Consider the following 26,309-nt stretch of genomic DNA (forward strand, 5'->3'; position numbering starts at 1 on the left):
ATCATCCAAGTTGCAGAGATGGAAGATGATTTTTTCGATGCTGATATATGGCCGAGAAATGAAAAAATAAGTTGGTCAGAGTATAACAACACGTCGCCATGGCGTGCTGCTTTTCTGCTCTATTTTTTCAACGCGTGGACTGACTCAGTACCGAGTAAACGTGTCTAGGCATCAAACCCCAATACTATGTTGATGTTCGATTGCGTCCCAGAACCGAAATGAAAATTCTCAATGATTTGAGGCTTTTACAAGACGAGATGTCCCACTTTGTCGGCAATGCCAAGTGTTGCGACCATGCCCGAATTAAATTCTAAGCAATCAGCCTCCATGCCGTCGCTGAAGATCACACCATTTTCTGACATGTGCGAAGTAAGCGAGAGTGGCGATTGTATGTTGATTTCGCCGCACACCAATGTGGTCGATGTCGTCCTGCTGGGAAAAGGTTCTCGCACCGTGAAGTTTAAATAGTTCGCATCCCATGGAGAGGATGTCTCTAAACGATGGTGCATCGTTTTGTGATTCCCAATAGCATGTGCACCGGCATAGACGCTTTTCAACCACCCGGTTGACCCCAATCCTGTCGATACGATAATACCGCTCGACGATTGTTGCTCCTGAAACTCCTTGAGTTTGATCGTGTAACGCGCAGATACATGTGATTTTTGCCCGATAAAAATGTCGTTAACACCGTATAGGAATTGACCATTGTTGAGCTCTGCCTTGGCCATCGTCACGTCTTGTATTTTGCGGCGCCCAGAAAATACTTCAGGCACAATGCGCGCAAGCTCATTGACCGTAAAAGGCAGAAGGATACCATCCCAACGTTTGGGGTCTGGGTTGACACCAATTAAGGCATGACCATTTAAGTATTTTAGTGTATTTGCGACCAAACCATCTTGCCCCACAGCGATCACAAGGTCTTTGGGGCCAAAGATGAAATTTGGCAAGAAACTTCGATCAATGGCTTGCACACGACCTTGTTGGCGCAGTTCTGCTTCGGCTGTTTTTATAGCTTGATAGTAGGTCTCATGCTCATGCACATAATCAGAAAAATCGCCCCCCAAATGTTCAATATAGAATTTGGCCTGGTTGATTGTGTTGTACTTTGCAATGAGTTCCTCAAGTCGCGTTTTGCGCACTACAAGGATCAATTTATTTTCAGTGAGCCTATCCATTTTTTTACCGATTGTGATTACCAATCACTTCTCGCAAAAGATCCGGCGTAATGTTGAGCTGTCCGATCTGGCCGGCCTTTTCAGCGAGCTCTTGGAACGCCATCGCGATCATCTGACCTGGTTGCATCCCGTTCATCGAAAGTGCTTGCATCAGTTTTGGATCAACGCCCAAGTAGGCTTGCATTAGACCATTGACGGCATACGCTCTGACGTCCGCTTCACGCTTTGCATTGTCCATGGCGAGCAATACTAAATCTGTATTCTTCGCTTCTAAGGCGATTTTGGCTTCCATCTCTGACTGTTGCAGCTCATGTTGTTTTTGCTGAATACTTTGTTCCGCTTCCATTTGTGTTTCACGAATTTGACGTTTTTTTGTTTCGATCGCCACTTCCGTGTTCAGCTCATTCTCTTTGATGCGACGCTCTTGCTCGACAGCCGAATTACGTCGTGAATAGACCGCCTCGTCTGCCACCTTCAAAATTTGTTCGCGCGCTTCCGCTTCAAGTGCTCGGGCTGTTTCGGGCGTTGGTTTGATAGCGAGAAACGATAATCCGAGAATCTCGACGCCCAGCGCTTGCAGTTCGCTTCGATCTTTGACTGCGGCAGCAACGACCGTTGTCATCGCATCAGTCGCTTTTAATGCATCTCGTAACGGCAGATTTTGTAGCCCTTTACGGGTCAGTACCTTGACGACGTTAATAATTCGTTGCGATAACTTCTTAGGGTCATCTGAAATATATTGCTGTGTCACAGGATTGATAGCGAAATTCAGTAAGGCACCAATTTTCTTAGGATCATGAATGCGATAGGTAATCTGACCCTGCACCGTAATTTGTTGAAAGTCTCCGGAATTTTCCTCGAAGATAAATGGTACGTCTTCACTGCCCATGGGTACGGCCACCATCGCAGTCGTTGGTGCGTAATAGAAAAAGGAAAGCCCTGCGCCTTCTCTTTTAATTTTCCCATTCTTGTATTGGAGTACATAAGTAGTCGGTTGAAATTTGATGAACTTAATATTGAACATGATGATTTCTCCTATTAACAACACATAAGCAATTTACGACGCGATGTCACAGCCCCCGCTCAAGTAACTGCAACTGTTTTTTGAAGTGGGGTTTTAAACGATAGAGTTGTGCAGGCCGGTGCGCGCCGGCAGATTCAAATTCGCCGTCGATCGCTTCTAACATATCCATCTCAGTGATCTTTCGGCGGAAACTGACTTTGTTGAGCGGCTCGCCCATTAAGATTTCATATACCTTTTGTAGTTGCGGTAAGGTGAAGGTTTCTCCAGCTAAGTAGCAAGGTAATGAGGAGTATTGACTCTTACTGCGCAGGCGAGAAACTGCGGTTTCTAAAATAAGGCGATGATCAAAGGGTAAAGAGAGGGATCGGTCTACGCTCACTAACTTCACATCTGGATGGCCAGCACGATCAATGACCTCATAGGAAACCAAGGCATAGTGCGCGATCGACAGCGACCACCCTCGTGGATCGCGCGCGGCGCCGGAGAAGGTAGCGAGTTGTTCTAGATACGGTGCATCGATACCCGTCTTCTCTTTGAGAACGCGCATAGCGGCGTCTCTCACATCATGATCTTCATTGGTATGTACAAAGCCGCCTGGCAGTGCGGCTACACCTTTAAATGGTTCTCGGTCGCGTTTTAGTAAAGCGACCTTTAGACGCTCCTCATGCAGGGTGAGTAGCACCATATCGACCGTACAGATCACTTGTGTCATATAAATCCCTTCTATTTCTGGTATCTCATCATCGCGACACTGGCTCAACAAACAAAATTCACGTCACGATTTTTACGATTTAATTGTGCTTTGAAATAATATAGCACACTTAGTTGCAATATTAAACTAAGTAACCTATAATAAATTTAAGTTGAAAAAAGAGCATAGTTATCGACACTAAAACCGCTCATTTTCAATCGAAGCAAAACTGATCCGATTAAAGTCACCAAGGAAATTCCTATGGTTAAGCTCGACACAGGCAATAGCCGCTATTTTTTACCCAATCCTCATGCAGAGGGCGAAGCATTCAAGCAGTTTCAATTTGGTAGTGGTGAAAACCATGTACAAGTATTGTCGCCTAGCAGTAATCGGGTTGAAATCATGTATCGCTACAGCGGCGATCAATCGATGATGCAATTGTTGCTGATGACAGACGCTTTGCGTCGTCAGGGGGCAAGTGAAATTGATTTGTTTATTCCTTACTTCCCAGGTGCAAGGCAAGATAGGGTCTGCAATGTCGGTGAGCCATTATCCGCAAAAGTGTACGCTGACTTGATCAATAACCAGCAGTATCGTCTAGTCACAGTCTTTGATCCACATAGCGATGTGGTAGTTGCGTTACTCAATCAAGTACGTGTAATCAAGAACCATCAATTTATCAAAGATGTTGTGGCCGATTTAGGTTCGGAACTTATTTTGATTTCGCCTGATGCCGGATCGAATAAAAAGATTTTTGAACTGGCGAGTCGCTTAGGTGGATTAGAAGTGGTGCGTGCTGATAAATTGCGTGACGTACGCAATGGGGCGATTGTTGGTACTGAAGTATTTTGTGAAGATTTAAGTGGAAAGACAGCATTAATCGTTGACGATATTTGCGCTGGTGGTCGTACTTTCATTGAGTTAGCAAAGAAATTGAAATCAAAGAATTGCAACAAAATCGTTTTGGCAGTGTCGCATTTCGAAGGAAGTGCGCAAGAAGATAAATTAGCGGAAAGCGGTATCGATGCGCTGTACACCACCAACAGCCTAAAAGACTTTCCAGAAACCGCATTTTTAAATGTAAAAGATATTTGGCAGTACATGCCTGTATAAGTTAATACAAGGAGAATCAACATGAAATTAAATCCTGCAATCGCGATTGATGGTTATAAAGTCGATCATCGCCGTCAATATCCCGACAACACCGAAGTGGTGTTTAGTAATCTTACTGCTAGAACCTCGCGCCGTGAATATACCGATCATGTGGTCTTCTTCGGCTTGCAGTATTTCATCAAGAACTTCTTGATAAAGAGCTGGAACGAAGATTTTTTTAATCAACCGAAGGAGGAAGTGCTGCGTCGCTTCGAACGCCGCATTAACAATTATCTTGGTCCGAATAATGTCGGTACACAGCACATCGCCGATCTTCATCATCTCGGCTATTTGCCCATCAAAATCATGGCGCTGCCAGAGGGTGCGGTCTATCCATTACGCGTTCCATGCCTGGTGATATTCAATACGGATGAGCGTTTCTTTTGGCTCACCAACTATTTAGAAACGATCTTATCGACCAATGTGTGGGGCATGTGTACCAGTGCTACGACCGCCCATCAGTATAAAAAAATTCTTACATCGTATGCGCTCGAAACAGACGGCAGTGCAGAATTTGTGAATTGGCAGGGACACGATTTTAGCTTCCGTGGCATGTTCGGCGCAGAAGCTGCAGCGATGAGTGGTGCGGCCCATTTGTTGAGTTTTACAGGAACAGACACCATTCCCGCGATTGATTTTTTAGAGGATTACTATGGCGCGAATAGTGATTTAGAGCTAGTCGGCGGCAGCGTGGCGGCGACAGAACATTCTGTGATGTGTGCGGGTGGCATGGAAAATGAGCTGGAAACTTTCCGTCGTTTGATTCAAGATATTTATCCATCCGGTATTGTCAGTATCGTGTCTGATTCATGGGATTTCTGGCAGGTGATGACCGATTTCACCGTCAAACTAAAAGAACAAATTTTGGCACGTGATGGAAAAGTGGTTTTCCGCCCAGACACCGGTTGTCCAGTCAAAATGATTTGCGGTGATGCAGATGCGCCTATTGGATCGCCAGAACACAAAGGTGCGATCGAATGTTTGTGGGAGGTATTCGGCGGCAGTGAAACGGCTAAAGGCTACAAACTGCTCGATCCGCATGTCGGTTTAATTTATGGTGATTCAATCACCATCGAGCGTGCGATGGCAATTTGTGCAGGGCTCAAAGCCAAAGGCTTTGCTTCAACCAATGTTGTATTTGGCGTAGGCAGTTACACCTATCAGTATGTAACGCGCGATACCGATGGCTACGCGGTGAAAGCGACCTTTGCCAAGATTGCCGGTGAAGATCGTGAAATTTTTAAAGCGCCAAAAACGGGTGACGGCACCAAAAATTCAGCAAAAGGGCTAGTTGCCGTTTACAAGGACACAGACGGCGAGTACTACTTGAAAGATCAGGTCAGTTGGCATGAAGTGAATCACTGCGAATTCGCCACCGTTTTTGAAAATGGAAAACTGTCGAATGAAGTCACACTTGCGGAAGTCCGGGCAAGATTGGCTAGCAATATTGGATCAGATAAGCTGTGAAATTCACGTTGTAGGTTCGATGCGCTTGCAATCATCTATGTGGGCGCTCAAATTAGTATCTCTTCGGATGAAACGGATACACGCAAAGACTGAAGTTTTGATTAACTAATTGAAGGATAGAATAGTTATGGTCGCACTGATCCGAGCTGTCTGTGGCGATATCACGAAGATCAACGTAGATGCGATCGTGAACGCCGCGAATTCGTCGCTGCTTGGTGGAGGAGGCGTGGATGGTGCAATACATCGGGCTGCGGGACCAGAGCTGGTGCACGAATGCCGTTTGTTAGGTGGTTGCAAGACAGGTGAAGCGAAACTAACAAAAGCGTATCGCCTACATGCGCAATACATCATCCATACGGTAGGGCCAGTTTGGCGAGGGGGAGAACAGGGTGAACCTGAACTTTTGGCCTCCTGCTACCGCCGTGCGATTCAGATCGCTTCGCAACAAGGCGTAACTAGCATCGCATTTCCAAGTATCAGCACTGGTATCTATGCTTATCCCATAGAACTAGCCGCTACCGTTGCAGTCAAGGTTGTGAAAACTGCCTTGCAAGACGTTGGAACAATTGAAGAAGTCGTGTTTTGCTGCTACTCGAATGCTGATCTCTCTGTATATGAAAAAATACTCAATGCATAGGAATGAGCGAGGCCTCATTTGAAAAAAGCTATCTCATCAAACAAAGAAAGTTTGCCCAATGCGCGTATTGATTACTGGCTCGACCACATGGACAGATGTAAATGCTTTGCGCCGTGAACTAATCCAACTCCCTGCCAATAGCGTGATCGTCACAGGTGACACTCTAGGGGTAGATGCCAACGCAATCTCCATCGCAAAAGAGCTGGGACTTGGTGTTGAGGCGATGCAAAAAACGAAGGAAGATTATCTACGCTACCCAACAGATGGCTGGAAAGGGCTTAATGATAGGATGCTCAAAACAGGCATCAACTTAGTACTTGCATTTCATGCTGATTATGACAAACCTGAAATGGCGCGTGGCACAAAACATGCGGTTGAACTGGCGAAACAAGCTGAAATTGAAGTACGAATCTTTCTTGCGTGATTTCGTTAATGACATTGCTATCTAGTTTGCTGTAGCTTTAAATTAAACGTCCAAGAATCTAATATGAAAAACTGCGATAACCCTCCTAATCCCATCATTGCGCTTGATGCCGACGGAGTGCTGTTGGATTACAACGCCGCTTATAGGAAGGCTTGGGAAAAAGCTTTTGGAGAATTACCAGCACTGCGTGATGCGAACGCTTACTGGGCGATGGATCGTTGGGGAGTGAATCGGCTGACAGGTAAAGAACTAGAACAATTTCGCGCAAGCTTTGATGAATCCTTCTGGAATAGCATACCGGCTCTGCCAAGTGCTGTGAGTGCCTGCGAAGCGTTATGTGCAGCTGGTTTTGAATTGGTTTGCGTATCCGCTATAGATTCGCATTTTCAAGCCGCGCGCCTTCAAAATCTTCGCGATTGTGGTTTCCCGTCGAGCGGGTGGTCGCAACCTCAAGTAACGGTAATGGGATTAGCCCGAAGGCTCAAGCACTACGAGAACTTCGACCGATTGCTTTCGTTGACGATTTTCTTCCCTATTTGCTTGGTATTCCCGAAGATATTCATGCCGCGCTCATTTTACGTGAACCAAATGGTAGCCCAAATACAGGCGACGATTTACATTACGCCCATTCGCAACACACAAATCTCGCGGATTTTGCAACGTGGTGGATCAATGAGGGAAAAATGAGTGAATGCTCTTCTAGATCACTTTAAATCTATCGCTGACTTAAAGATGAATATGCTGATCAGTGTGATTCTTTATTAATGAAGGTACGAGTCATGAAGTTAGTGAAACTTGAAGAAAATGTTTTTGAGATACCAGCCTTTCTTACTGACGAAGAGTGCGATTCACTAATTCAATTAAGTGAGTCAATTGGCTTTAATGCAGCCGATGTACAGACGACATCTGGCAGACAATACTATACGCATATTCGGAATAATGAACGAGCTGACTATCAATCAAGTTCACTAGCCGAAACTTATTGGAAACTGCTATGTAGATTTGAACTTCCAAACCATGAAAATAGGAATGCGAATGGCTTGTCTCCGCATTTCCGGTTCTACAAATACCTGCCTGGCCAAAAATTTAACATGCATAAAGATGGTCGCCAAAGAATTGGGGGCAATGAAACTATGTATACGTTCTTAGTGTATTTAAATGAGGATTATATTGGAGGTGAAACCTTGTTTAGGAACGGAAATCTAAAGGTGTCGCCAAAAAAAGGTTCCGCAATTATCTTTGAACATCAGCTCTGGCACCAAGGTGTTGAGGTTGAAAGTGGCATGAAATATGTATTGCGTAGTGATGTTGTATATGGCTGACAAGATCTTTTTGGACAGTCTTATTTTGCAATATCGCGCTAATTTTTATACTGATCCCAGTTTACGACTTTAATTGAAAAAGAAGTTAATATTAGGGACGAAATCGAACATTTGTTTACGACTTTAATTTCGATCCTGCCAGATTGAAGGCTTCGGAAAGCGGCGTAAAATATAAGGCTTAGTTTACGACTTTAATAACCGAGAATAGCAATGCTATCGTTGTCGGATTAAACTGCTAGCATTGCAAGCACATAAGTGAGGGTGTGATGACAACGAAACTATTAGTAAGAAATATTGACGATGATATCGCTTTAGCGTTAAAACAGCGTGGTGCGGCAAATGGACGAAGCGCTGAAGCGGAACATCGTGAAATTTTAAGAGCGGCCTTGCAGCGTCCAACTCGGCGCTCTCTGGTTGACGTACTGACTAGCATGCCGAATGTAGGTTTGGATTCGGACTTTGACTGCCGCTCGGCTTAGGGAGGGCACTTGTTTTTAGTTGATACGAACGTCATCAGTGAACGCCGTAAAGGCGCAAAAGCGAATATCGGTGTCAGGGAGTTTTAGAAAAACGTAGATCCTGAGTCGGTCTATTTGTCGGTGCAAACGATAGGTGAAATTCGCGCTGGCATAGAGAAAATTTCTAAACGAGGCGATGCAGAACAAGCGAAGGTTTTAGAGCGTTGGCTAAATACGATTGTTCAGGATTATGCTGATCGGATTTTAGTTTTTGATGACGACTGCGCGCAGGTGTGGGGGAAGCTGATGGCATCACAAAATCAACATCCAATAGACAAACAAATTGCATTGATTGCGCTAATCCATGGCTTGGATGTTGTTACCCGGAACAGTAATGATTTTGCCGCCACTGGTGTCAAAGTGATTAATCCGTTTAGGTGAAAAAGCTGCGCTGAATTAATCATTTGTACCGATCATTTGTATTGGCCGAATTTTTAGGTCGTGGTTCGCACAAGCAAATCGCAATCGAAGAGGCATTAAAACTTAGATCGAATATGCAGAGGCTGAAAATCTCATATCACCAACCTCGCCAAGTTTGCTTTTTTAGTAGAGTAGACGATCTACTACTTGCCTTAAAGGTCGCCTTTTGCGCGGAATAAGAAGCAAAATAAAAAGCCTCATGTCCCCAGTGCTGCATTGCACCCTTTATGCCTTAGACCAGAGGTAGAGAACTTAGCTCGCGAACTGTATAAGCTAGCGTGTAAAGGCTCAGAGTCTATGTGGGGCGAGTTGAAGGGGGAAAGAAGAATCATGAAATTTTGGAGTTCATGAACTCCTTCATTGAGACGCCTTGTTTACATGTCCTCAATCATTTCGCACAACAGCATGGCGAAGCGGGTGTGAAGCAGCTAGGTTCTAATGCCAATGTCCATGTCGTTTCTGATCATTTGCTTTCAAATTATATTGAAAAACAACCCTTCTACTGCACCAACACCGTCCGATAAATATCAATATTCTGCGGAGGTGATTGATGATAATACACGCCCGATTTACCTATATTGAAATGATAGCTGTCGCTGATCAAGATTGGTTTGGGTGATTGATTTACTATCTTTTGCAAGAGTTCTAAACGATGTCCGGCGCGGCGTTGCCAGTACCATGCTTCGCCGTGTTTTTGGATGTTGAAGATTCTGCCGGATAGCCAGTCGATTTTTTCTGCGTCGAGTTCGGTCACTTTTCTTGGTATCTTTCCGGCGTAGAGATCTCCTGCTTGATTGATCCACAGCGTGTCTTCTTCTTGTTCAGAAAATTTTGCGTACTGCCATTCGTCTTTTTCTAGCGAAGTGGTCTCACTGTCTAGGTGGTAGTAATTGATCTGCCATTTGCCATTGACGTTGATGCTAAAGGCGATGGTTTGATTGTCTTTGAATGAGACTGCGCGCATTTCTCTTTGCGGTAGTTTCGCTTTAGTCCACTGTCCTGAGATGGTGTCGATCAGGTGAATTTCGTTCAGGCTGAGTGCTAACAATTGCTTGCCGTCTGGTCGCCATTGCAGATCGATGTAATGCCTGCCATCGTTGAATTGACTGAGTCTTTTTGCTGTATTGTTTGAGGTACTAGGTGCAGCGTTGGAGACCGCTTGCCGTAGCCAAATTTCCTCGCCGCCAGTGGCCAAACTAATGAACGCTAGGGTTTGATTTTTTTCTGAAAAAGTCGCGAGTCTGTCATCGACTGAGTTGGTTACCAGTTCTTCTGAGTTCTGTGTGTCAAAGCGAAATTGGAGAATGTTCTGATTCGATTCGCCAGCGGGAAAGAGGTAGTCCTTGCCGTTGCTATGTCGTGTCGGTGCTCTTAAATTTAAACTCCCAGAATAGACCGGGTAGGCATTCTTGCCGCCTAAATCGTAACTGAGTAATTGATTTGCTGGATGTTCGCCCATCAAGATCACGCGATCGCCTTGCTGACTCCAAATACCGCAGCAAATATAGGCATCGAGTTTGAATAGTAGTTTGAGTTGATCAGTGTCTAAATTGAGTTCATAAAAACCTTCCCATTGTTGCTTGTCGGGCGACGAGATCAATAGTTTATTTTGTGTAGGATGAAGGTCAAATTGGCTATTGCCACCGATGACTAATTCTGGTTGCGAAAGTCGGCGCTTTTTTCCCGTCTTTCTATCGAGTTCAAACAAGGAATACGGCGCATTGTGTCCTTCTGATTCTGCGTAAATCAGTTTATTCACATCGTGAGTGAATTCTATTTTTCCATAGCTACCAACTGGGCAGTTGTGAATCAGTTGCGGTTCAGAAAACCAAGCCCCTTGAAGTGTGCGGATGAAGTATTGGCAGGATTCGGGTGTTGTGACCAAATAGACGATCTGCGTGCCGTCATCGCTCCAATCGGCAGGGCCAACCGAGGTCGTTTTTGCTTCGCCATGATCGAATACGAAGACGCTTTCATCAGACAGTCTTTTTACCTTGAGGATCATTTTACGATCGCGCACTTCAACATAACTTAACAGCTTGCCGTCAGCAGATAAGTTAGGAAATACATCAGCACCGGCGTCACGCGTGAGTGCGACCGATTTGCCAGTGGTCGTGAGTGCTGGCGTTTGTTTGAATGAGATAAATTGGGCGAGAACAATAAAGCACGCAATCACGAACATGGCAGCGGCTGCCCACGCAAATTTGCGGGATGACTTTTGTGAACTTTCTACTTCAGCAGATTGCCGTGAATGCGCGCTTGTATCCATGCTCGCGGTATCTACTTGATCCGCTGTTGGCTGGCTAATTTCTGTGATATCTGCGAGGGGCTTGTGGGTTTCGATGGCGCGTACTTGGGCGATGAACTTATAGCCTTTCTTGGGAAAAGTGGCAATGAAACGTGGGCTTTTGGCATCGTCATCGAAATATCTACGCAACTTGGTGACCACTTTATTCACGGCGCTATCTGTCACAACCCGACCAAGCCAAACCGAATTGATGAGTTCGTCGCGGCTAACAATACTATCTGGGTGTTGGCAAAAATAACTGAGCAATTCGACTGCCATCGGCTCAAGCTGCCGCACTTGCTCTTTGCTGCTCAGGGTTTGTTGTTGATCGCAAAAAAGGAATTGTTCGATTTGCCAGCGCATGAATTTTTTAGAGAAGAGCGGTTGTCAGTTAGAAAAATATCACGTTCAGCGTGTTTTGTGCGCCTGCTTCCTACGAGGAATTAATGAAAATTTGTCTAAGTTATCAAAAGTCATGAAAAGTCATGTTGTCGTCACGACATTTCTATTGTGTTTTTTTATGCTCGTTCACTTCATTCAACATGGAGTCAAGTTATGAGACAACTAAAGCCATCCGCGATCATGGTATTCATTGTGCTAATTTTACAAGCGCTGACCATTGAATATGCCTGGTCTAACGAAACCTATCAAAAGCCCGCTAGCCTAGTCGGTGCCAAAATGGAGCAAAGAGCGGATGCACTGCAATTATTGCAATCAGATCTGTTTCGACAAGAATTAAATGAGTTGGTACAGCAATCAAAGCTCGGCACTGATGATGCGAGTAGAGATGACGACAAAATCGCCATCGCTTCCTTCTTAAGCGATTTTCAGCAGACGCATGCGCTCATCGCAAAACAAAAAAATCCCTTAGGCTATTTTCACTATTCAAGCGATGCATGGCTCAGACAAGCTTCGCCTAAGACCGATCAGTATGATGCGCAAGCACTAATGACTTTGATGACGACCAAACTCGGCACCTTTTCAAATGAAGACTTATACAAGGTGAGCTATTGCCTTGGTTGGTCACTAGAGATGGGGCAGGATTTTATGCTGAACTTGTTTAAACGGCTAAAGTCTAGCGATATGTTGAAGAAGAGCGATATTGTTCGGCTCGTGACCAACTATCAGCTTTACAAAGTCTATGAGCGTATTCTCGGAACGGGAAATCAAGTTCTCAGCGCAGAAAATGACAAGCGCTATGTGATTGAGCCAAACCTGCTTATCAAGACAAAATCGGGCGTGAGTTTATCCGCAGTGGTCGTCAGACCAAAACAAGATGCTATCAAGCGTCCTGCAGCATTTCAGTTTTCTATTTATGCCGACGAAGCTTGGCACATCAAAACAGCGATCCATGCCGCGGCGCACGGCTATATCGGCGTAATTGCCAACACACGCGGCAAGCGTCTCAGTCCAGATGACATCATTCCATGGGAAAAAGACGGTGAAGACGCAACGCAAGTTATAGACTGGATTACCCAACAAGCATGGAGCGATGGTCGAGTGGCGATGTATGGTGGTAGCTATTTAGGTTTCACCCAGTGGGCCGCCGCCAAATACATGCATCCGGCATTAAAAACCATCGTGCCTTATGCCGCCGCCAATCCGATGACCGGGCTTCCTATCGAAAACAATATTTTTATCACCCCTAATTATCAATGGGCGTTTCATGTGACAAACAACAAGACCATGGATCATTCTGTCTATGCAGATAGAAAGTATTGGGATGATGTTTTTGAAAACTTGTATAAAAGTGGCCGTGCTTTCCGAGATATCGACAAAGTAGAAGGAACACCGAATCCATGGTTCCAAAAATGGCTCAAGCATCCAGACTATGACAGCTATTACCAACAAATGCTGCCCTACAAAAATGACTACAAGAAGATCAATATCCCAGTGTTATCGATCACTGGTTATTTCGATGGTGGACAAATTTCAGCCATCGATTTTTTGAAGCAGCACTACCAATACAATCCAAAAGCGAATCACACTTTGCTGATCGGCCCGTACAGTCACGGCACCGCGCAAGGTGTGCCATATTCGCACCATAGTAATTATCAACTCGATCCTGTCGCTTTAGAAAAAGATACAGAAGAACTGACCTTCCAATGGTTTGACTATGTGCTTTTCAATAAACCACGTCCCGCACTATTAAAGGACAAAGTCAATTACCAACTGATGGGGAGCAATACGTGGCAACACCATCCATCATTACAAAAGTTAAACCAAGAGGCGCAGACTTTTTATCTTGGTACGACACAAGATCAGGACGCTTATTATCGGCTGACATCAAGCAAACCAAGTATGCTCAGTTTTGTAGCGCAAACCGTGGATTTGGCTGACCGTAGCACTACGAATAACGACGCCGGTATGTGGCCTTTGATTCACAAGCAACTACCAAAAAGTAACGGCCTTGTGTTTGTCACAGAACCGTTCACGGAAACAATGCAACTTGCTGGAAGCATCACCGGCCACTTTTCCATCGCCATCAATAAACGTGATGTCGACATAGGCTACAACTTCTACGCAATATCACCGGAAGGCGAGGTAGTTTTTCTTAACTACTATATTGGCCGTGCCAGCTATGCGCACGACATGTCGGTGCGCAAGCTACTGACACCCGGAAAGAAAACACAAGTACCAATTGTGAATGCGCGAATGACAGCAAAATTACTGCCACCCGGCAGCCGACTGGTGATCGTGTTGGACGTGAATAAAAACAGTAATGCCCAGGTCAATATGGGAACAGGAAAAGACGTCAGCGACGAAACTAGTGCGGATGGTAAAGAGCCTTTAGAAATCAAATGGTTCTCGGATAGTAAGCTCATGATTCCGCTTAAACCTTGGCGCTTGAAATAGTGAAGTAGTTGAAAGCAGCGACAACAAAAGCTAGTCGTAGTAAATGATGAAATTTTATGACATTTTAGATTACGTGGTTTTGCCCCTTCCCCTTCAAGGGGAAGGCTGGGATGGGGATGGGTTTCTGTCATTTACATTTTATGTTTCATCCACAAAACCCATCCCCACCCTAGCCCTCCCCTTGAAGGGGAGGGAACTCATAGCGAAAATTACGCTCGCGTCAAACCTTGAGCTTGCTACCTTAATTGAGTTGCATTCACACGTAGCAAGAGTTTTGAAAGGCTTGGAACTTTCTTGATGAAAATTTATGAGTGTGTTAGCGTCGGTTTCTTTCACTTTAAAACAAGTTGGGCGTCATGACCACACTCCGTCTCCTCACTCTCTCAGCCCTCATCTTTGCGACTACGGACGCTGCCGCGCATGCTGATTATAGGTGTAAGGTCGAGCGAATCCATACGGCGCAGGGGGAGGGGCCAGCCTCCCTTGTTCACGGCGAGCGGAAAACATGGATCGGCAAGGAGTTCTCTGTCAGTCGGCGTACTGGCGCAATGTCCGGCCCGCTCCGAAACAACTACGCCACAGAACCAACAGTCATCGATCCAGGATCCAAAGAGAACTCCTTCAAGGCCATTTCCATCCTTCGCCCGAATGAAGTTGGGTCTGGGTCTGCCGTCTACACGTTGGTAATCAATGAGTATGTCGAAGGTTCGAAGAAACCGTTCGCGTTCATGTCCTCGGATGTCGTCTACTTCGGGGCGTGCTGGCATGACAAGTAAGCGCGACGACTGCGAAATGACGCCCAACTATTCCATCGAGCGGATGCCCAACTGGCTGTACCTGTCGGTCGCAACTCATGTCAAAGGTTGACAGTACAAACGTTCAACCTCGCATGAAAATCAACTTCAACCAAACTTATCAAGCACCACTAACCGATATTGGCTCGGAATTAGTGGGAATGATTAAAGACTGCGACTACCATTCGATCGCAGAACGTTTTGCCTATGCATTGGCTTACGATAGGCCGATTGTAGAAGCGATCACTGCTGACATCGATTTTTGTCTTGTCGGAGAACAGCGTTCTGCGACCATCTGCCAAGCTAGTGAAGCGCGCATCCTTGTTCGCTATTTTAAGCAAGAAAATGGTTCTAATCTTTTCGGGTTGGTGGAATGTTTTATGCCGCTCAACCAAGATACAGGCGAGTTATTAGCGACTCTGATTGTTACTGCCAGTAACCAGGAATATCATGTGTGTCTCGAAGATATTGCATATATAGCCCAATAAAAAATGTCTAGACTCGTCGCAATTTTCTTCACTGCCTTTTTCACATATATGCATCCCAAGTTGTGCCTATGTTAGAAATTCGATGAACATGAATCCTCCCGAACAAGACGTAGAAGACAGAACCCCAATTTGGGATTGTATGCAGGATTTGTATATGGATACCGATGTCACGCTGTCCTACAACTTCATTGCCCAAAGATGTGCTGATTCTAAATACAGTATCGATGAGTTGGAGAGGATATTATTTAATGAAGTCTTGCCGGCTCTTAGATTCAATATATTCGATTTGCCCGCACCAGAGTGGGCTGGCTTTCCAATCGATTGGGTGGTCAAGCGAGTTCTTTCTAAACATCGATTTGGCAAAAGAAAGCCTTGGATTTTACGTCGCTATACCCAGGTTCACTGGCATGAACTTAGACAAATAATTCAGGAAAATCGACAGAAAAATACAGGAAAATAGCAGTCACGAATCGCGTGAAGTAACGCTTGCACGCCATAACCCAAAATTGCATCTTAAAATTCAGTAAAGCTTTGCTATGATGGTCGCGACGTATTTCAAACAAAGGATAAAACATGTTCTCATGGCGTTGGCTGCTCGCAGCAGTGATCGTATTTGGTGGTTGGCATCAGTATCAACAGCGCGCGCAAAAGCCGATTTCGCATGCAAGCGGCGTTTTGGTGCAACGCGAGCCAGTGCAAACGATGCTTGATCGTGGCGATAGTTGGCAGAAAGGCGATTACACGATCAAGGCACTTGCAGATTTTGATATTGAAGCGCGCATCTTGGCGAAGGAGTTGTATTCGATTGGGCGTGAGGCGGATTTGTCGCCCGTGGATTTGGCTTTAGGTTGGGGATCGATGTCGGATTCTGAAGTTTTGTCTTCACTGACAATTTCGCAGAGCAATCGCTTTTATTATTATCGCTGGGAAGATCAGCCACCACGTCCACCCGCCGAAATCGCTAGTCACAGCGCTAATATGCATATGATTCCCGCCAATGCGCAAATCGAGAAAACCTTAAAGGCATTGCGCCCTGGACAGATCATTCAGTTACGTGGAAAATTGGTTGCCGTGAGTGCGCCCGATGGTTGGCGTTGGCAATCGTCATTAACGCGTGAGGATACAGGGGCTGGCGCTTGCGAGTTGATTCGAGTAGAGAGTGTTCAAGTACTTTGATTGCTCATCGCCCTTGCAAACATGCTTGCACGATGTTTGATGATGGCGTCTGTGACGATGGGATTCAGTGTTTCGACTGAGTGCGACTCGATACCAGCGATGAGGGTATCGCGCATATGTGGTGTCCAAAATTTCTTAAGGTGATTGGCGATGCCGTCTAAGGCTTCTTCACGATCAGGGAAGCTTTCAAAGAATGTGCCGATTTGATTCGCCATTTTGACGAGTTTGTCGAGAGTGTTCATGGTGTCGTGAAATGTAAACGTTGTGGATGGCAATAGACGCTAAAGTCTTGGCCTCGGGTGAAGCCGAGCAAACATAAAGTGGCTTGTTGTGCGATATCGATGGCTAAACTGGTCACACCGGAAATCGCGGCGAGTAAAGGAATGCCGGCGTTCGCAGTTTTTTGTACCATCTCGTAGCTGGCACGGCTGGTAACGCAGACAAAGCCTTGTGGCATGTTTAGGCTTTGGCGCAGGCAAGCACCGATGACTTTGTCGAGTGCATTGTGTCTGCCGATATCTTCGCGAATGACGGCAATTGTTCCATCCGCATGGCACCACGCAGCGGCATGGCTGCTGCCAGTCGCGTCTAATAAATTTTGCTGTGCGCGCATCGCCGTGCATGCGGCGGAAATTGCTGGAGCAGAAAAACGCATTTCGGATTGAATCGCCGCTGGTTGGCGTATCGCTTGCTCTAGACTTTCAACCCCACACAAACCGCAACCAGTGCGACCGGCGAGTTGACGCTTCTTGTCTTTGAGTCGAGCGAAGCAAGCGCTGGCAATTGTGATGTCCAGTGTGTAGCCTTGCGCTTCTTGCTTTACTTCGCAATCATAGATTTGCGCCGCGTGCTCGATGATGCCCTCTGAATAAGCGAAGCCATAAGCGAAGTCTTGCAGATCACTGGGGCTCGCCATCATCACCGCGAAAGCAATGCCATTAAACACAAAGGCCACCGCAACTTCTTGCGCAATCTGGTCTTGCGCTTGTTGCAGTTGACCATCGCGCAAACGCATCACTGGCTGCGCGCGTGTATCTTGGGTCTGCTCATCTAAATCGCTTATCGACATGCTTGCATTCATCGTGTTCAAGTTGTTGATCTCGCCGTTGATGACGTATTTGATGTTTGAGTCGTTTCAGGCCAAGCAGCCTGTGCCAGCGCCAATTGTTCCGTATCAAACGCCTGTTGCGCTTGCTGCCATGCAGATTGTTTCATACTCGGTTTGGCTGGCATGACTTGCACCGCAGTCACTTTGTACTCAGGACAGTTAGTCGCCCAGTCCGAATTGTCGGTAGTAATCACATTCGCACCCGATTCAGGGAAATGGAAAGTGGTGTACACCACGCCCGGTTGCATGGTTTGCGTCACAAAGGCACGCAATACCGTATCGCCCGCGCGGCTTTCGATTTTGACCCATGCATCGTGCCGAATGCCACGTTCTTCCGCATCATGCGGATGAATGTGCAAACGGTCTTCGTGATGCCATTGACTGTTTTCTGTGCGACGTGTTTGCGCTCCGACATTGTATTGCGACAGAATGCGTCCGGTGGTTAACAAGAGTGGGAATTTGCGTGTGACTTTTTCATCGGTGGCGACATATTGCGTGATGATAAAACGTCCTTTACCGCGCACAAATTGATTGACATGCATAATCGCGGTGCCGGTCTCTGCAGTGTTCTCATTGCATGGCCATTGCACACTGCCATGTTGATCAATTTTTTCGTAACTAACGCCACGGAAGCTCGGTGTCAGTGCGGCGATTTCCGCCATGATCTCGCTAGGGTGTTGATACTGCATAGGATAACCAAGCGCATTCGCCAGTTTCATTGTCACTTCCCAATCAGCATAACCAGCCTTGGGCGGCATTACTTTGCGTACGCGTGAGATACGACGTTCGGCATTGGTAAAGGTGCCGTCTTTTTCGAGGAAAGAAGAACCCGGTAAAAACACGTGCGCGTATTTTGCTGTCTCATTCAAGAAAATATCTTGCACCACCAGACACTCCATCGCCATCAATGCGGCGGTGACGTGCTGGGTATTTGGATCAGATTGAACGATATCTTCGCCTTCACAATACAGGCCTTTGAATTCGCCGGCATGTGCAGCGTCGAGCATATTCGGGATGCGTAAACCTGGTTCAGGATTCAGTGTAACCCCCCATGCAGCTTCAAATTGTGAACGCACCGTGCTATCAGAAATATGTCGATAGCCTGGCAACTCATGTGGGAAAGAACCCATGTCGCAAGCACCTTGCACATTGTTTTGACCGCGCAGTGGATTCACGCCAACGCCTTCACGTCCGACGTTACCGGTTGCCATTGCCAGATTGGCGATGCCCATTACCATGGTTGAGCCTTGTGCGTGTTCGGTCACGCCTAAGCCGTAGTAAATCGCCGCATTGCCGCCGGTCGCGTACAGACGCGCAGCAGCACGGATGTGAGCTGCAGGGACACCTGTGACAGCCTCCATCGCCTCTGGTGAATTATCAGCACGCGCCACAAATGCGCTCCACTCACGCCATGATTTGTTGTCGCAACGTTCTTGTACATAGTCTTGCGCAACCAAACTTTCAGTCACGATCACATGCGCCAGTGCACTGATGATGGCGACATTGGTGCCGGGTTTGAGTTGTAAGTGATAATCCGCTTTGACATGCGGCCCATCGACCAAGTCAATTTGGCGCGGATCAATCACGATCAATTTTGCACCTTGGCGTAGACGTTTTTTCATACGCGAGGCAAACACCGGATGGGCATCGCTTGGATTGGCACCGATCACCATAATCACATCGGCATGTTCGACGGATTTAAAGGTTTGTGTTCCTGCCGACGTACCAAATGTTTGCCCCAGTCCATAGCCAGTTGGCGAATGGCAAACGCGCGCGCAGGTATCGACATTGTTGTTGCCAAAAGCCGCACGTACTAATTTTTGTACTAGATAGGTTTCTTCATTGGTGCAGCGTGATGAGGTGATGCCGCCGATAGCGTCTTTGCCGTACTTAGCTTGTATGCGTTTAAATTCGGAAGCAGCATAATTGATCGCCTCATCCCAACTCACCTCGCGCCATGCATCATGGATACTCTTGCGTATCATCGGTTTGGTGACGCGATCTTTGTGCGTCGCATAGCCCCAAGCAAAACGTCCTTTGATGCAAGAGTGGCCTTCATTCGCTTTGCCATCTTTCCACGGCACCATGCGTACCACTTGGTTGCCTTTCATCTCTGCTTTAAAACCACAACCCACCCCGCAATACGCGCAAGTGGTGATCTTGCTGTGCTCGGCTTGACCCAACATGATCACCGTTTTTTCTTGCAAAGTCGCGGTAGGACAAGCTTCGACACAAGCGCCACAACTCACACATTCCGATTCCATGAACGGCTGATCTTGGCCCGGTGAAACGCGCGCTTCAAATCCGCGACCGCTAATGGTTAAAGCAAATGTACCTTGGGTTTCTTCGCATGCGCGTACGCAACGATTGCAGACGATGCATTTGGATGGATCGTAAGTGAAGTAGGGATTCGATTCATCTTTTTTGCTATCGAGATGATGTTTGCCACCGCTAGTTTTACCATCGCCAGCACCAACACCGTAGCGCACTTCGCGCAATCCCGTGACGCCTGCCATATCTTGTAATTCGCAATTGCCATTGGCAGAGCAAGTCAGGCAATCTAAAGGATGATCAGAGATATATAACTCCATCACGCCTTTGCGTAATTCTTGTAATTGTGGGCTTTGGGTTTTGACTTTCATGCCCGCTTCCGCAGGTGTAGTGCAGGAGGCAGGAAATCCTTTGCGTCCTTCAATCTCGACCAAGCAGAGGCGGCAAGAGCCAAATGGTTCTAAGCTATCGGTGGCGCACAGTTTAGGAACTTGTACACCAGCCTCCACCGCCGCACGCATCAAGGAAGTGCCTGCTGGAACGGTGACGATTTCACCGTCGATTTCTAAGCTGACGGTTTGTTCAGATTCGCGACGAGGTGTGCCGAAATCAGTATCTTTTAAATGAGAAAGCATCTTGTTCTCCTAGACCTTGGATGGATCCGAAGCCGGATTTGCCGCTGCGAGACCAAAGTCTTGCGGATAATAATTGAGTGCAGAAATCACCGGATTCGGTGTCATACCACCGAGTGCGCAAAGCGAGCCGTATTGCATGGTGTGGCACAAATCGCGTAAGAGTTTTTCTTGCGCGGGTTTGAGCGCAGAATCGGTATCAGCTTGCACCAAGCGTTCTATCACTTCGACACCACGCGTGGAGCCAATGCGACAAGGCGTACATTTGCCGCAAGATTCAATCGCACAAAATTCCATCGCATAGCGCGCTAGTTTGGATAAATCGGCGGTATCGTCATGCACCACAATGCCACCATGACCGAGCGTGGCGCCAACCGCAGTATAGGCTTCGTAATCGAAGGGCAGATCCCAATATTGTTCTGGCACATAAGTCCCAAGTGGACCACCAACTTGCACCGCTTTGATAGGACGACCACTGGCGCTACCACCACCGAAATCAAACAGCAATTCACGCAAAGTCACGCCAAAGGCTTTTTCGATTAAACCACCGTAGCGAATATTGCCCGTGAGTTGAATCGGTAAGGTGCCAGTCGAACGACCTAAGCCCAAGTTTTTGTAGTAAGCGGCACCACGTTCAAGTATGCGCGGCACCGAGGCAAAGCTGATCACATTATTGATCACCGTCGGCGCGCCAAATAAACCTTGCATTACGGGAATAGGTGGCTTGGCACGCACCACACCGCGTTTGCCTTCGATGCTCTCTAGCATGGCGGTCTCTTCACCGCACACATACGATCCCGCCGCCTTGCGTACTTGCAAGTGAAAGCTATATGACGAGCCAGCAATGCTATCGCCTAAGTAGCCCGCCTTTGTGGCGTTTGCAATCGCTGCTTGCATGACTTCAATCGCTCGTGGATATTCAGAACGAATGTAGATGTATCCTTGCGTTGCGCCTGTGGCGATAGCAGCGATGGTCATGCCTTCAATCAGCATGTAGGGATCGCCTTCCATCGTCATGCGGTCGGAATAAGTACCAGAGTCACCTTCATCAGCATTACAGACGATGTATTTTTGTGGAGCTTGCGCTGCTGCCACGGTTTTCCACTTAATCCCGGTTGGAAAAGCAGCACCACCACGACCACGCAATCCAGAATCCAGCACTTCTTGTACGATCTCAGTGGGTGACATGCTCAAGCAGCGGCGCAAGCCTGCAAAACCTTGATGCGCCTCGTAATCGCTAAGTGACAGCGGGTCGATCACACCCATGCGCGCAAAACACACGCGTTCTTGTTTCTGTAAATACGGAATCGCTTCGGTTAACCCGAGACTTAAAGCATGCGCACCGCCATGTAAAAAGTCAGCGTCGAATAAGGCGCTCACATCCTCTACTTGAACCGGACCGTAGGCGATTCGCCCGGTAGTAGTGTCAGCAGCTGTTTCAACTTCCACCAAAGGTTCCAACCAAAACATACCGCGTGAACCATTGCGAATTAAGTCGATCTCGATACCGCGTTGTTGTGCTTGCGCGAGTATTGCCTCAGCAACTTCATCTGCACCCAAAGCGATGGCTGCGCTGTCGGCAGGCACATAAATACGAATACTCATTTCGTATTCTCCTTTGCTACTTCTGCTGATGTCGTGCTACTAGTTTGCGTATCCTGATGACGTGTAAGCAGTTGATCAAAACGCGCGGCGTTCACGCGTGCATACGGACGTTCATTCACACTGATTGCTGGTGCGGTTGAACAAAGTCCTAGGCAATACACGGGTTCTAAAGTAATCGCATTGTCCTTATTTGCACGTTGGCAAACGTGTTGCCACAAAGTTTCGGCACCCATAGATTGACAAGCCTCGGCACGACAAACCTGAACGATGGTTTGTGCCGGTTGCTCTTGCCGAAAGTGGTGATAAAACGTGATCACGCCATGCACTTCAGCGCGCGATAAATTCAGTGCTTTAGCGATAATGGGCGTTGCGTCGGCAGGAATAAAACCGAGGCGATCTTGAATCGCATGAAGTATCGGCAGCAAGCCGCTTTGATGAAACTGTTCAGTTTTGTGTTCGAGAATCGCGCTTTGAACCGTCTCTTGTTGATGGTCGCTTAACATGGGCTATCCGCATCTTGGTTGGGTAATTGAGGGAATGTCTTTGCATCCTCTTTCGTATTCCATCATTGTGATAGAAAAAGCCACAATTTTCCAATTGAATTTGGATATAGGTGTTTTCTGATTGATGTGCGGAGATAAGTGGGGGGAGAATGTCCCCTCTCCCGCAAGCGGGAGAGGGCTAGGGTGAGGGTAGCTCAGATTGACGAAATGCATTTCGATGCCACGTTCGATATTGAAAGCACATGCAGGTAACATGTTTTCTCGCTTATCAACCTCCCTCACCCCAACCCTCTCCCGCTCGCGGGAGAGGGAGTGCTATCAGAATGCCGACCTATGACGCTCCCTCAACCACCAAGCTTTTCATCAGGGCGCAAAGTCAAAACACGCACGCCATCTTTAGTCACTGCGACAGTATGTTCAAATTGCGCAGACAATTTGCCATCGACCGTCACCACCGACCAGCCATCATCCTCAGTATCGACCGCGGCTTTACCTTGGTTAATCATCGGTTCTATCGTAAACACCATGCCTTCGCGTAGTGTTAATCCTGTACGCGGTTTACCCCAATGCAAAACTTCGGGTGCCTCATGCATTTCGCGTCCAATGCCATGTCCACAATATTCGCGCACCACCGTGTAACCATGTTTGCGTGCATGGCTTTCAATCGCAAAACCAATATCGCCCAAACGCGCACCAGGTCGCACCGCCTTAATCCCTTTCCATAAGGCTTCGTAGGTCACCTGCACCAAACGCTTGGCTGCTGGCGCAACTTCGCCGACCAAGTAGGTCTTGCTGGAGTCGGCAATAAAACCATGCTTCTCCAAGGTGATGTCAAAATTCACGATATCGCCATTTTGCAAAATCTCGGTAGGCGAGGGTACACCGTGGCAAACCACATGATTGCGCGAAGAATTCAAGGCATAGGCATAACCATACTGCCCCTTACTCGCTGGTCGCGCTTGCAAATCGTGCGTGATGTAATGATCGACGAGATCGTTGACCTGCATGGTCGACATGCCGATCAGATTAAGCTGATCCAAATGCGTAAATACCTGCGCTAATAATTTACCCGCCTCCGCCATCAAAGCGATTTCTTCAGGCTGTTTAATGATAGTGCTACTCATGCGCTCACTACCCGCAAAGCCTGCGTCTCCACTCCCGCCGCGCGCATCTCCTCCGCCATGATTTGATGAAAACTCAAAGTCGGATGCATCTCGCACAACATCCCCATCTTAATCCAATACGCCGCCTGCGCATTAATCGAACGACAAGACACCGCACTCGCCTTACGCATTTGATCGTGTAACTCTTCATCGATATTGACGATGCCCATGAAATTTCCTTGATATGGTATGAATATGAATCGTATGCGAAGTATATATTTCAAATGTGCTGTTGTACAAGCAGCTTATTGTCGATTCAGTTGCGGTGGATTAAACCTATTGCACAAAATGAGCGCGCCTCTTTTGTCGATTCTGTTATACCGCGAAGTGAGTAGACATTATCAATCTATGCAAAGCTGGATAAGGACTTTGAGCGACTCGAAACTTTGTTGATCAAATTTTAAGGATGTGTTAACTTCGGTTTTTTCACTTTAAAACAAGTTATGCCCTTTAAGGTCTTCACATGTATTGGCTAGATCCATGGTGGTCAACTGAAAATCACTCACCAGAATTTCATCAAATCTTTCTGAAACAGCTTCACTTAGAACTACCACCAGACCACGCATTGTTTGGCATACCAGTGCGCCTGATTGCCCGTGGTGACTCAGACGACGCTTTGTTCCAGTTTCTTGATGGTTCAGGCAAAGTCGCAGTAGTTCATCTTACTTGGGCCAAATCACAAGAACGCCTTCCATGGCCAGTCACCACTGTCTTTAGTAATATGCAAGAGTTCATTGAGAAGCGAATGGTTCCAGATCACAAGGAATTCATCGGTGAGTAATGGGCATAACACGTCAATCAACTACGCGCAGGCCAAGGCCTGCGCCGGACGCGCTGACGCGCGCCGGTTATTTCTGCGTTAGCCATCATGAAGACCCGCGAACTTCGAAATGACGATGGGCACCTCACCGGATTCAGCGTGAGCAATATTTTGCTTGGGCGGCATGGCGTCCCTCGCGTCATAGCTAGCATCCCCGGTGCTACTGTCATTCGGAAGCAGCGACGCTTCGCAATCTCGACGCCAGATGATTTTTGCGAGTTCGTCGTGGACGGCAAGACCTTTCTGGCAATCGAGCCATTTGGAGATAACTCCGAGTTTTGGCTGGTAACGGAACCACCGGAGGACTGCGCGCAGTTGAAGATTGTCCGCCAGGCGTTCGAGAACCATGGCCTATTCAAAGGCAAAAATGGCTAACCATTCGAATATGGACTCCCCCCAAAGTACAAGAAATTAATCAATAGTTTTGACGCGAGGAATAAGCCTGCAGTCGTATATCCGGCATCTAATGTGGAATCTATTGTGTTCCGTGCCGACATGGAATCTGCGTGATCATTGCGCCACTCGCTACAAGCGGCAGGCGTGAAGCTGCCGGAAGAGTTATCGGCGTTCAATGATCTGGTTGCGTTCCGTTGTGCCATGATGGGTGATTAATCTCTACGCAAAGGCTGGTGGGAAATCATTCTTTCGATTCTTAATTGGTGATTTAAGCTGGCATTGCATACGAAGTCCTTTCTAATTTTTTATTCATGCGTTGTACGGTTCCATAGTCTTCACCATCACGCAGCGTGGCGTAACAAATGCGTGCCAGTTTGTTAGCTAGTGCGCAGGCCGCCTTGTTGTGGTTCGTTCGGCCTTGCACTTTCAGTGCCCAGCTTCGTAGATCGTCTAAGTGTCGCCCCGCACTAAAGCTGACGCTAGCCGCTCGCAAAACGGAACGTGCACCGTGCGTTAAAAGCATACGAAGATAGCGATCACCACGTTTGGAAATGTGTCCTAGGTATCGCGTGTTACCAGATGAGTACTCTTTCGGCGTCAGTCCGAACCAGCTCGCGAAATGACGAGCATCTTTGAAGTGAGCCACGCTACCACTAGTCGCAGCTACCATTGCGGTTGCAGTCAACAAGCCGATACCAGGAATCGACAGCAAGGTGGTGCACGCAGCGCTTTGCTTAGCGAGTTGGGTCAGTTCTTTCTCTAAGTGCGCGACTCGCGCTTCGAGCAAATGAATTTCCTCAATCAATAATTTCAAAGTGCCTCGGATCAATTGAGGAACGGCAGTGTTTGGGTCGGCCAGAACGCGTGAGATTTGTTCTATGCCGTTGCGACTTCCAGTCGCAACGGAAATACCAAATTCACGACAGAAACCGCGCAGTGCATTGATGCGCGAGGTGCGCGTTGCCATCCACAGTGAACGTGTGCGATGCAAACCTTGCAAAGCTTGTTGCTCAATCGATTTAATCTTAACAGGGCGAATATCGGCACAACGCGCAGCTTCTAACAACGCACATGCATCGGCGGCATCTGTTTTATTGCGTTTTACATAAGCCCTGATGTATGCTGCTGGAAGTAACTTGACTTCAATACCGAGAGCATTAAGAGAACGCGCCCAATGATGAGCAGAGCCACAAGCTTCCATGATAACCAGCGAGACGTTGCGATTGATAAACCATCGTTCGAATTGTGTACGAGTCAATCGGTGTTGTTCAATAACTCGCCAATTCAGATCGGCAACTGCAAGTTGAAAAACAGATTTGGCCAAATCAACGGCCACAGTAGTAGTATTCATAGTGGACTCCTTACGTTGAAATCTGATAC

At 47.1% G+C, this 26,309-nt stretch carries 26 protein-coding genes; 13 read left to right on the forward strand and 13 right to left on the reverse strand.

All coding sequences use genetic code 11. The features are described from left to right. Nucleotides 1–245: 245 nt before the first annotated feature. The 3 genes from IE103_RS15500 to IE103_RS15510 are packed head-to-tail and all read right to left on the reverse strand — an operon-like array spanning nt 246 to nt 2,911. A complete protein-coding gene (locus IE103_RS15500; protein WP_189347048.1) occupies nt 246–1,175 on the reverse strand; it encodes a diacylglycerol kinase catalytic domain-containing protein in 930 nt (309 codons plus the stop codon). Nucleotides 1,176–1,179: 4 nt separating this feature from the next. Next, nucleotides 1,180–2,199 (reverse strand): SPFH domain-containing protein, encoded by a 1,020-nt coding sequence (locus IE103_RS15505; RefSeq protein ID WP_189347049.1) that lies wholly within the window; start codon nt 2,197–2,199, stop codon nt 1,180–1,182. 46 nt (nt 2,200–2,245) lie between these two features. Next, nucleotides 2,246–2,911 (reverse strand): NUDIX hydrolase, encoded by a 666-nt coding sequence (locus IE103_RS15510; protein WP_189347190.1) that lies wholly within the window; start codon nt 2,909–2,911, stop codon nt 2,246–2,248. 240 nt (nt 2,912–3,151) lie between these two features. Between IE103_RS15510 and prs the strand changes: the two genes are divergently transcribed. The 8 genes from prs to IE103_RS15550 all read left to right on the forward strand — a co-directional run bounded on the left by prs (nt 3,152) and on the right by IE103_RS15550 (nt 8,791). After that, nucleotides 3,152–4,003, forward strand: a complete 852-nt coding sequence (prs, locus tag IE103_RS15515; RefSeq protein WP_189347050.1) for a ribose-phosphate diphosphokinase — start codon at nt 3,152–3,154, stop codon at nt 4,001–4,003. A 21-nt stretch (nt 4,004–4,024) separates the two neighbouring features. After that, nucleotides 4,025–5,509 (forward strand): nicotinate phosphoribosyltransferase, encoded by a 1,485-nt coding sequence (locus IE103_RS15520; RefSeq protein WP_189347051.1) that lies wholly within the window; start codon nt 4,025–4,027, stop codon nt 5,507–5,509. A 127-nt stretch (nt 5,510–5,636) separates the two neighbouring features. After that, entirely contained in the window at nt 5,637–6,146 is a 510-nt protein-coding gene (locus IE103_RS15525) for an O-acetyl-ADP-ribose deacetylase (protein ID WP_189347052.1), read from the forward strand. Between the two features lie 58 nt (nt 6,147–6,204). After that, nucleotides 6,205–6,570 (forward strand): SLOG family protein, encoded by a 366-nt coding sequence (locus tag IE103_RS15530; RefSeq protein ID WP_189347053.1) that lies wholly within the window; start codon nt 6,205–6,207, stop codon nt 6,568–6,570. 63 nt (nt 6,571–6,633) lie between these two features. Then, nucleotides 6,634–7,257, forward strand: coding sequence for a 5' nucleotidase, NT5C type (locus IE103_RS15535; RefSeq protein WP_308427004.1), 624 nt, complete (start codon nt 6,634–6,636; stop codon nt 7,255–7,257). Between the two features lie 92 nt (nt 7,258–7,349). Further along, complete coding sequence (locus IE103_RS15540; protein WP_189347054.1) at nt 7,350–7,892, forward strand: prolyl hydroxylase family protein; 543 nt, start codon at nt 7,350–7,352, stop codon at nt 7,890–7,892. A gap of 266 nt (nt 7,893–8,158) precedes the next feature. Further along, nucleotides 8,159–8,371, forward strand: coding sequence for a FitA-like ribbon-helix-helix domain-containing protein (locus IE103_RS15545; protein ID WP_189347055.1), 213 nt, complete (start codon nt 8,159–8,161; stop codon nt 8,369–8,371). 114 nt (nt 8,372–8,485) lie between these two features. Then, nucleotides 8,486–8,791: a type II toxin-antitoxin system VapC family toxin gene (locus tag IE103_RS15550; protein ID WP_229827322.1), complete on the forward strand. Its 306-nt coding sequence runs from the start codon at nt 8,486–8,488 to the stop codon at nt 8,789–8,791. 538 nt (nt 8,792–9,329) lie between these two features. Here the strand turns inward: IE103_RS15550 and IE103_RS15555 are convergent. Further along, entirely contained in the window at nt 9,330–11,480 is a 2,151-nt protein-coding gene (locus tag IE103_RS15555; protein WP_189347056.1) for a winged helix-turn-helix domain-containing protein, read from the reverse strand. Nucleotides 11,481–11,672: 192 nt separating this feature from the next. Between IE103_RS15555 and IE103_RS15560 the strand changes: the two genes are divergently transcribed. The 4 genes from IE103_RS15560 to IE103_RS15575 all read left to right on the forward strand — a co-directional run bounded on the left by IE103_RS15560 (nt 11,673) and on the right by IE103_RS15575 (nt 16,431). Then, nucleotides 11,673–13,973 carry a CocE/NonD family hydrolase gene (locus IE103_RS15560; protein WP_189347057.1) on the forward strand — a complete coding sequence of 767 codons (2,301 nt, stop codon included), beginning with the start codon at nt 11,673–11,675 and terminating at the stop codon, nt 13,971–13,973. A gap of 889 nt (nt 13,974–14,862) precedes the next feature. Then, complete coding sequence (locus IE103_RS15565) at nt 14,863–15,255, forward strand: hypothetical protein (RefSeq protein ID WP_189347058.1); 393 nt, start codon at nt 14,863–14,865, stop codon at nt 15,253–15,255. Between the two features lie 88 nt (nt 15,256–15,343). Then, complete coding sequence (locus IE103_RS15570; protein WP_444545894.1) at nt 15,344–15,715, forward strand: DUF7079 family protein; 372 nt, start codon at nt 15,344–15,346, stop codon at nt 15,713–15,715. A gap of 113 nt (nt 15,716–15,828) precedes the next feature. Continuing rightward, a complete protein-coding gene (locus tag IE103_RS15575) occupies nt 15,829–16,431 on the forward strand; it encodes a hypothetical protein (RefSeq protein WP_189347060.1) in 603 nt (200 codons plus the stop codon). Here the strand turns inward: IE103_RS15575 and IE103_RS15580 are convergent. The 7 genes from IE103_RS15580 to IE103_RS15610 form a co-directional block, all read right to left on the reverse strand. Further along, complete coding sequence (locus IE103_RS15580) at nt 16,419–16,673, reverse strand: formate dehydrogenase subunit delta (protein ID WP_189347061.1); 255 nt, start codon at nt 16,671–16,673, stop codon at nt 16,419–16,421. The two genes, IE103_RS15575 and IE103_RS15580, sit on opposite strands and share 13 nt — an antisense overlap. Beyond that, entirely contained in the window at nt 16,670–17,500 is an 831-nt protein-coding gene (fdhD, locus tag IE103_RS15585; RefSeq protein ID WP_189347062.1) for a formate dehydrogenase accessory sulfurtransferase FdhD, read from the reverse strand. Before fdhD ends, IE103_RS15580 begins: the two co-directional genes overlap by 4 nt. Nucleotides 17,501–17,517: 17 nt before the next feature. Continuing rightward, complete coding sequence (fdhF, locus tag IE103_RS15590) at nt 17,518–20,445, reverse strand: formate dehydrogenase subunit alpha (protein WP_189347063.1); 2,928 nt, start codon at nt 20,443–20,445, stop codon at nt 17,518–17,520. Between the two features lie 9 nt (nt 20,446–20,454). Continuing rightward, the gene (locus IE103_RS15595; protein WP_189347064.1) at nt 20,455–22,047 is read right to left on the reverse strand and encodes a formate dehydrogenase beta subunit; all 1,593 of its coding nucleotides are present in this window, start codon (nt 22,045–22,047) and stop codon (nt 20,455–20,457) included. Continuing rightward, nucleotides 22,044–22,550, reverse strand: coding sequence for an NAD(P)H-dependent oxidoreductase subunit E (locus IE103_RS15600; RefSeq protein WP_189347065.1), 507 nt, complete (start codon nt 22,548–22,550; stop codon nt 22,044–22,046). Before IE103_RS15600 ends, IE103_RS15595 begins: the two co-directional genes overlap by 4 nt. 344 nt (nt 22,551–22,894) lie before the next feature. Further along, nucleotides 22,895–23,662 carry a type I methionyl aminopeptidase gene (map, locus tag IE103_RS15605; protein WP_189347191.1) on the reverse strand — a complete coding sequence of 256 codons (768 nt, stop codon included), beginning with the start codon at nt 23,660–23,662 and terminating at the stop codon, nt 22,895–22,897. A gap of 8 nt (nt 23,663–23,670) precedes the next feature. Further along, a complete protein-coding gene (locus IE103_RS15610) occupies nt 23,671–23,883 on the reverse strand; it encodes a ParD-like family protein (protein WP_189347066.1) in 213 nt (70 codons plus the stop codon). A 293-nt stretch (nt 23,884–24,176) separates the two neighbouring features. On the opposite strand from IE103_RS15610, the gene IE103_RS15615 reads away from it, so the two are divergent. Then, complete coding sequence (locus IE103_RS15615; protein WP_189347067.1) at nt 24,177–24,494, forward strand: hypothetical protein; 318 nt, start codon at nt 24,177–24,179, stop codon at nt 24,492–24,494. A gap of 78 nt (nt 24,495–24,572) precedes the next feature. On the opposite strand, the gene IE103_RS15620 is transcribed toward IE103_RS15615, so the two are convergent. After that, entirely contained in the window at nt 24,573–24,881 is a 309-nt protein-coding gene (locus IE103_RS15620) for a hypothetical protein (protein ID WP_189347068.1), read from the reverse strand. A gap of 316 nt (nt 24,882–25,197) precedes the next feature. Then, nucleotides 25,198–26,280: an IS110 family RNA-guided transposase gene (locus IE103_RS15625; protein WP_189347069.1), complete on the reverse strand. Its 1,083-nt coding sequence runs from the start codon at nt 26,278–26,280 to the stop codon at nt 25,198–25,200. Nucleotides 26,281–26,309: the final 29 nt, after the last annotated feature.

Source organism: Affinundibacterium macrobrachii, assembly GCF_014652415.1.
Lineage (GTDB): Bacteria > Pseudomonadota > Gammaproteobacteria > Burkholderiales > Burkholderiaceae_D > Undibacterium > Undibacterium macrobrachii.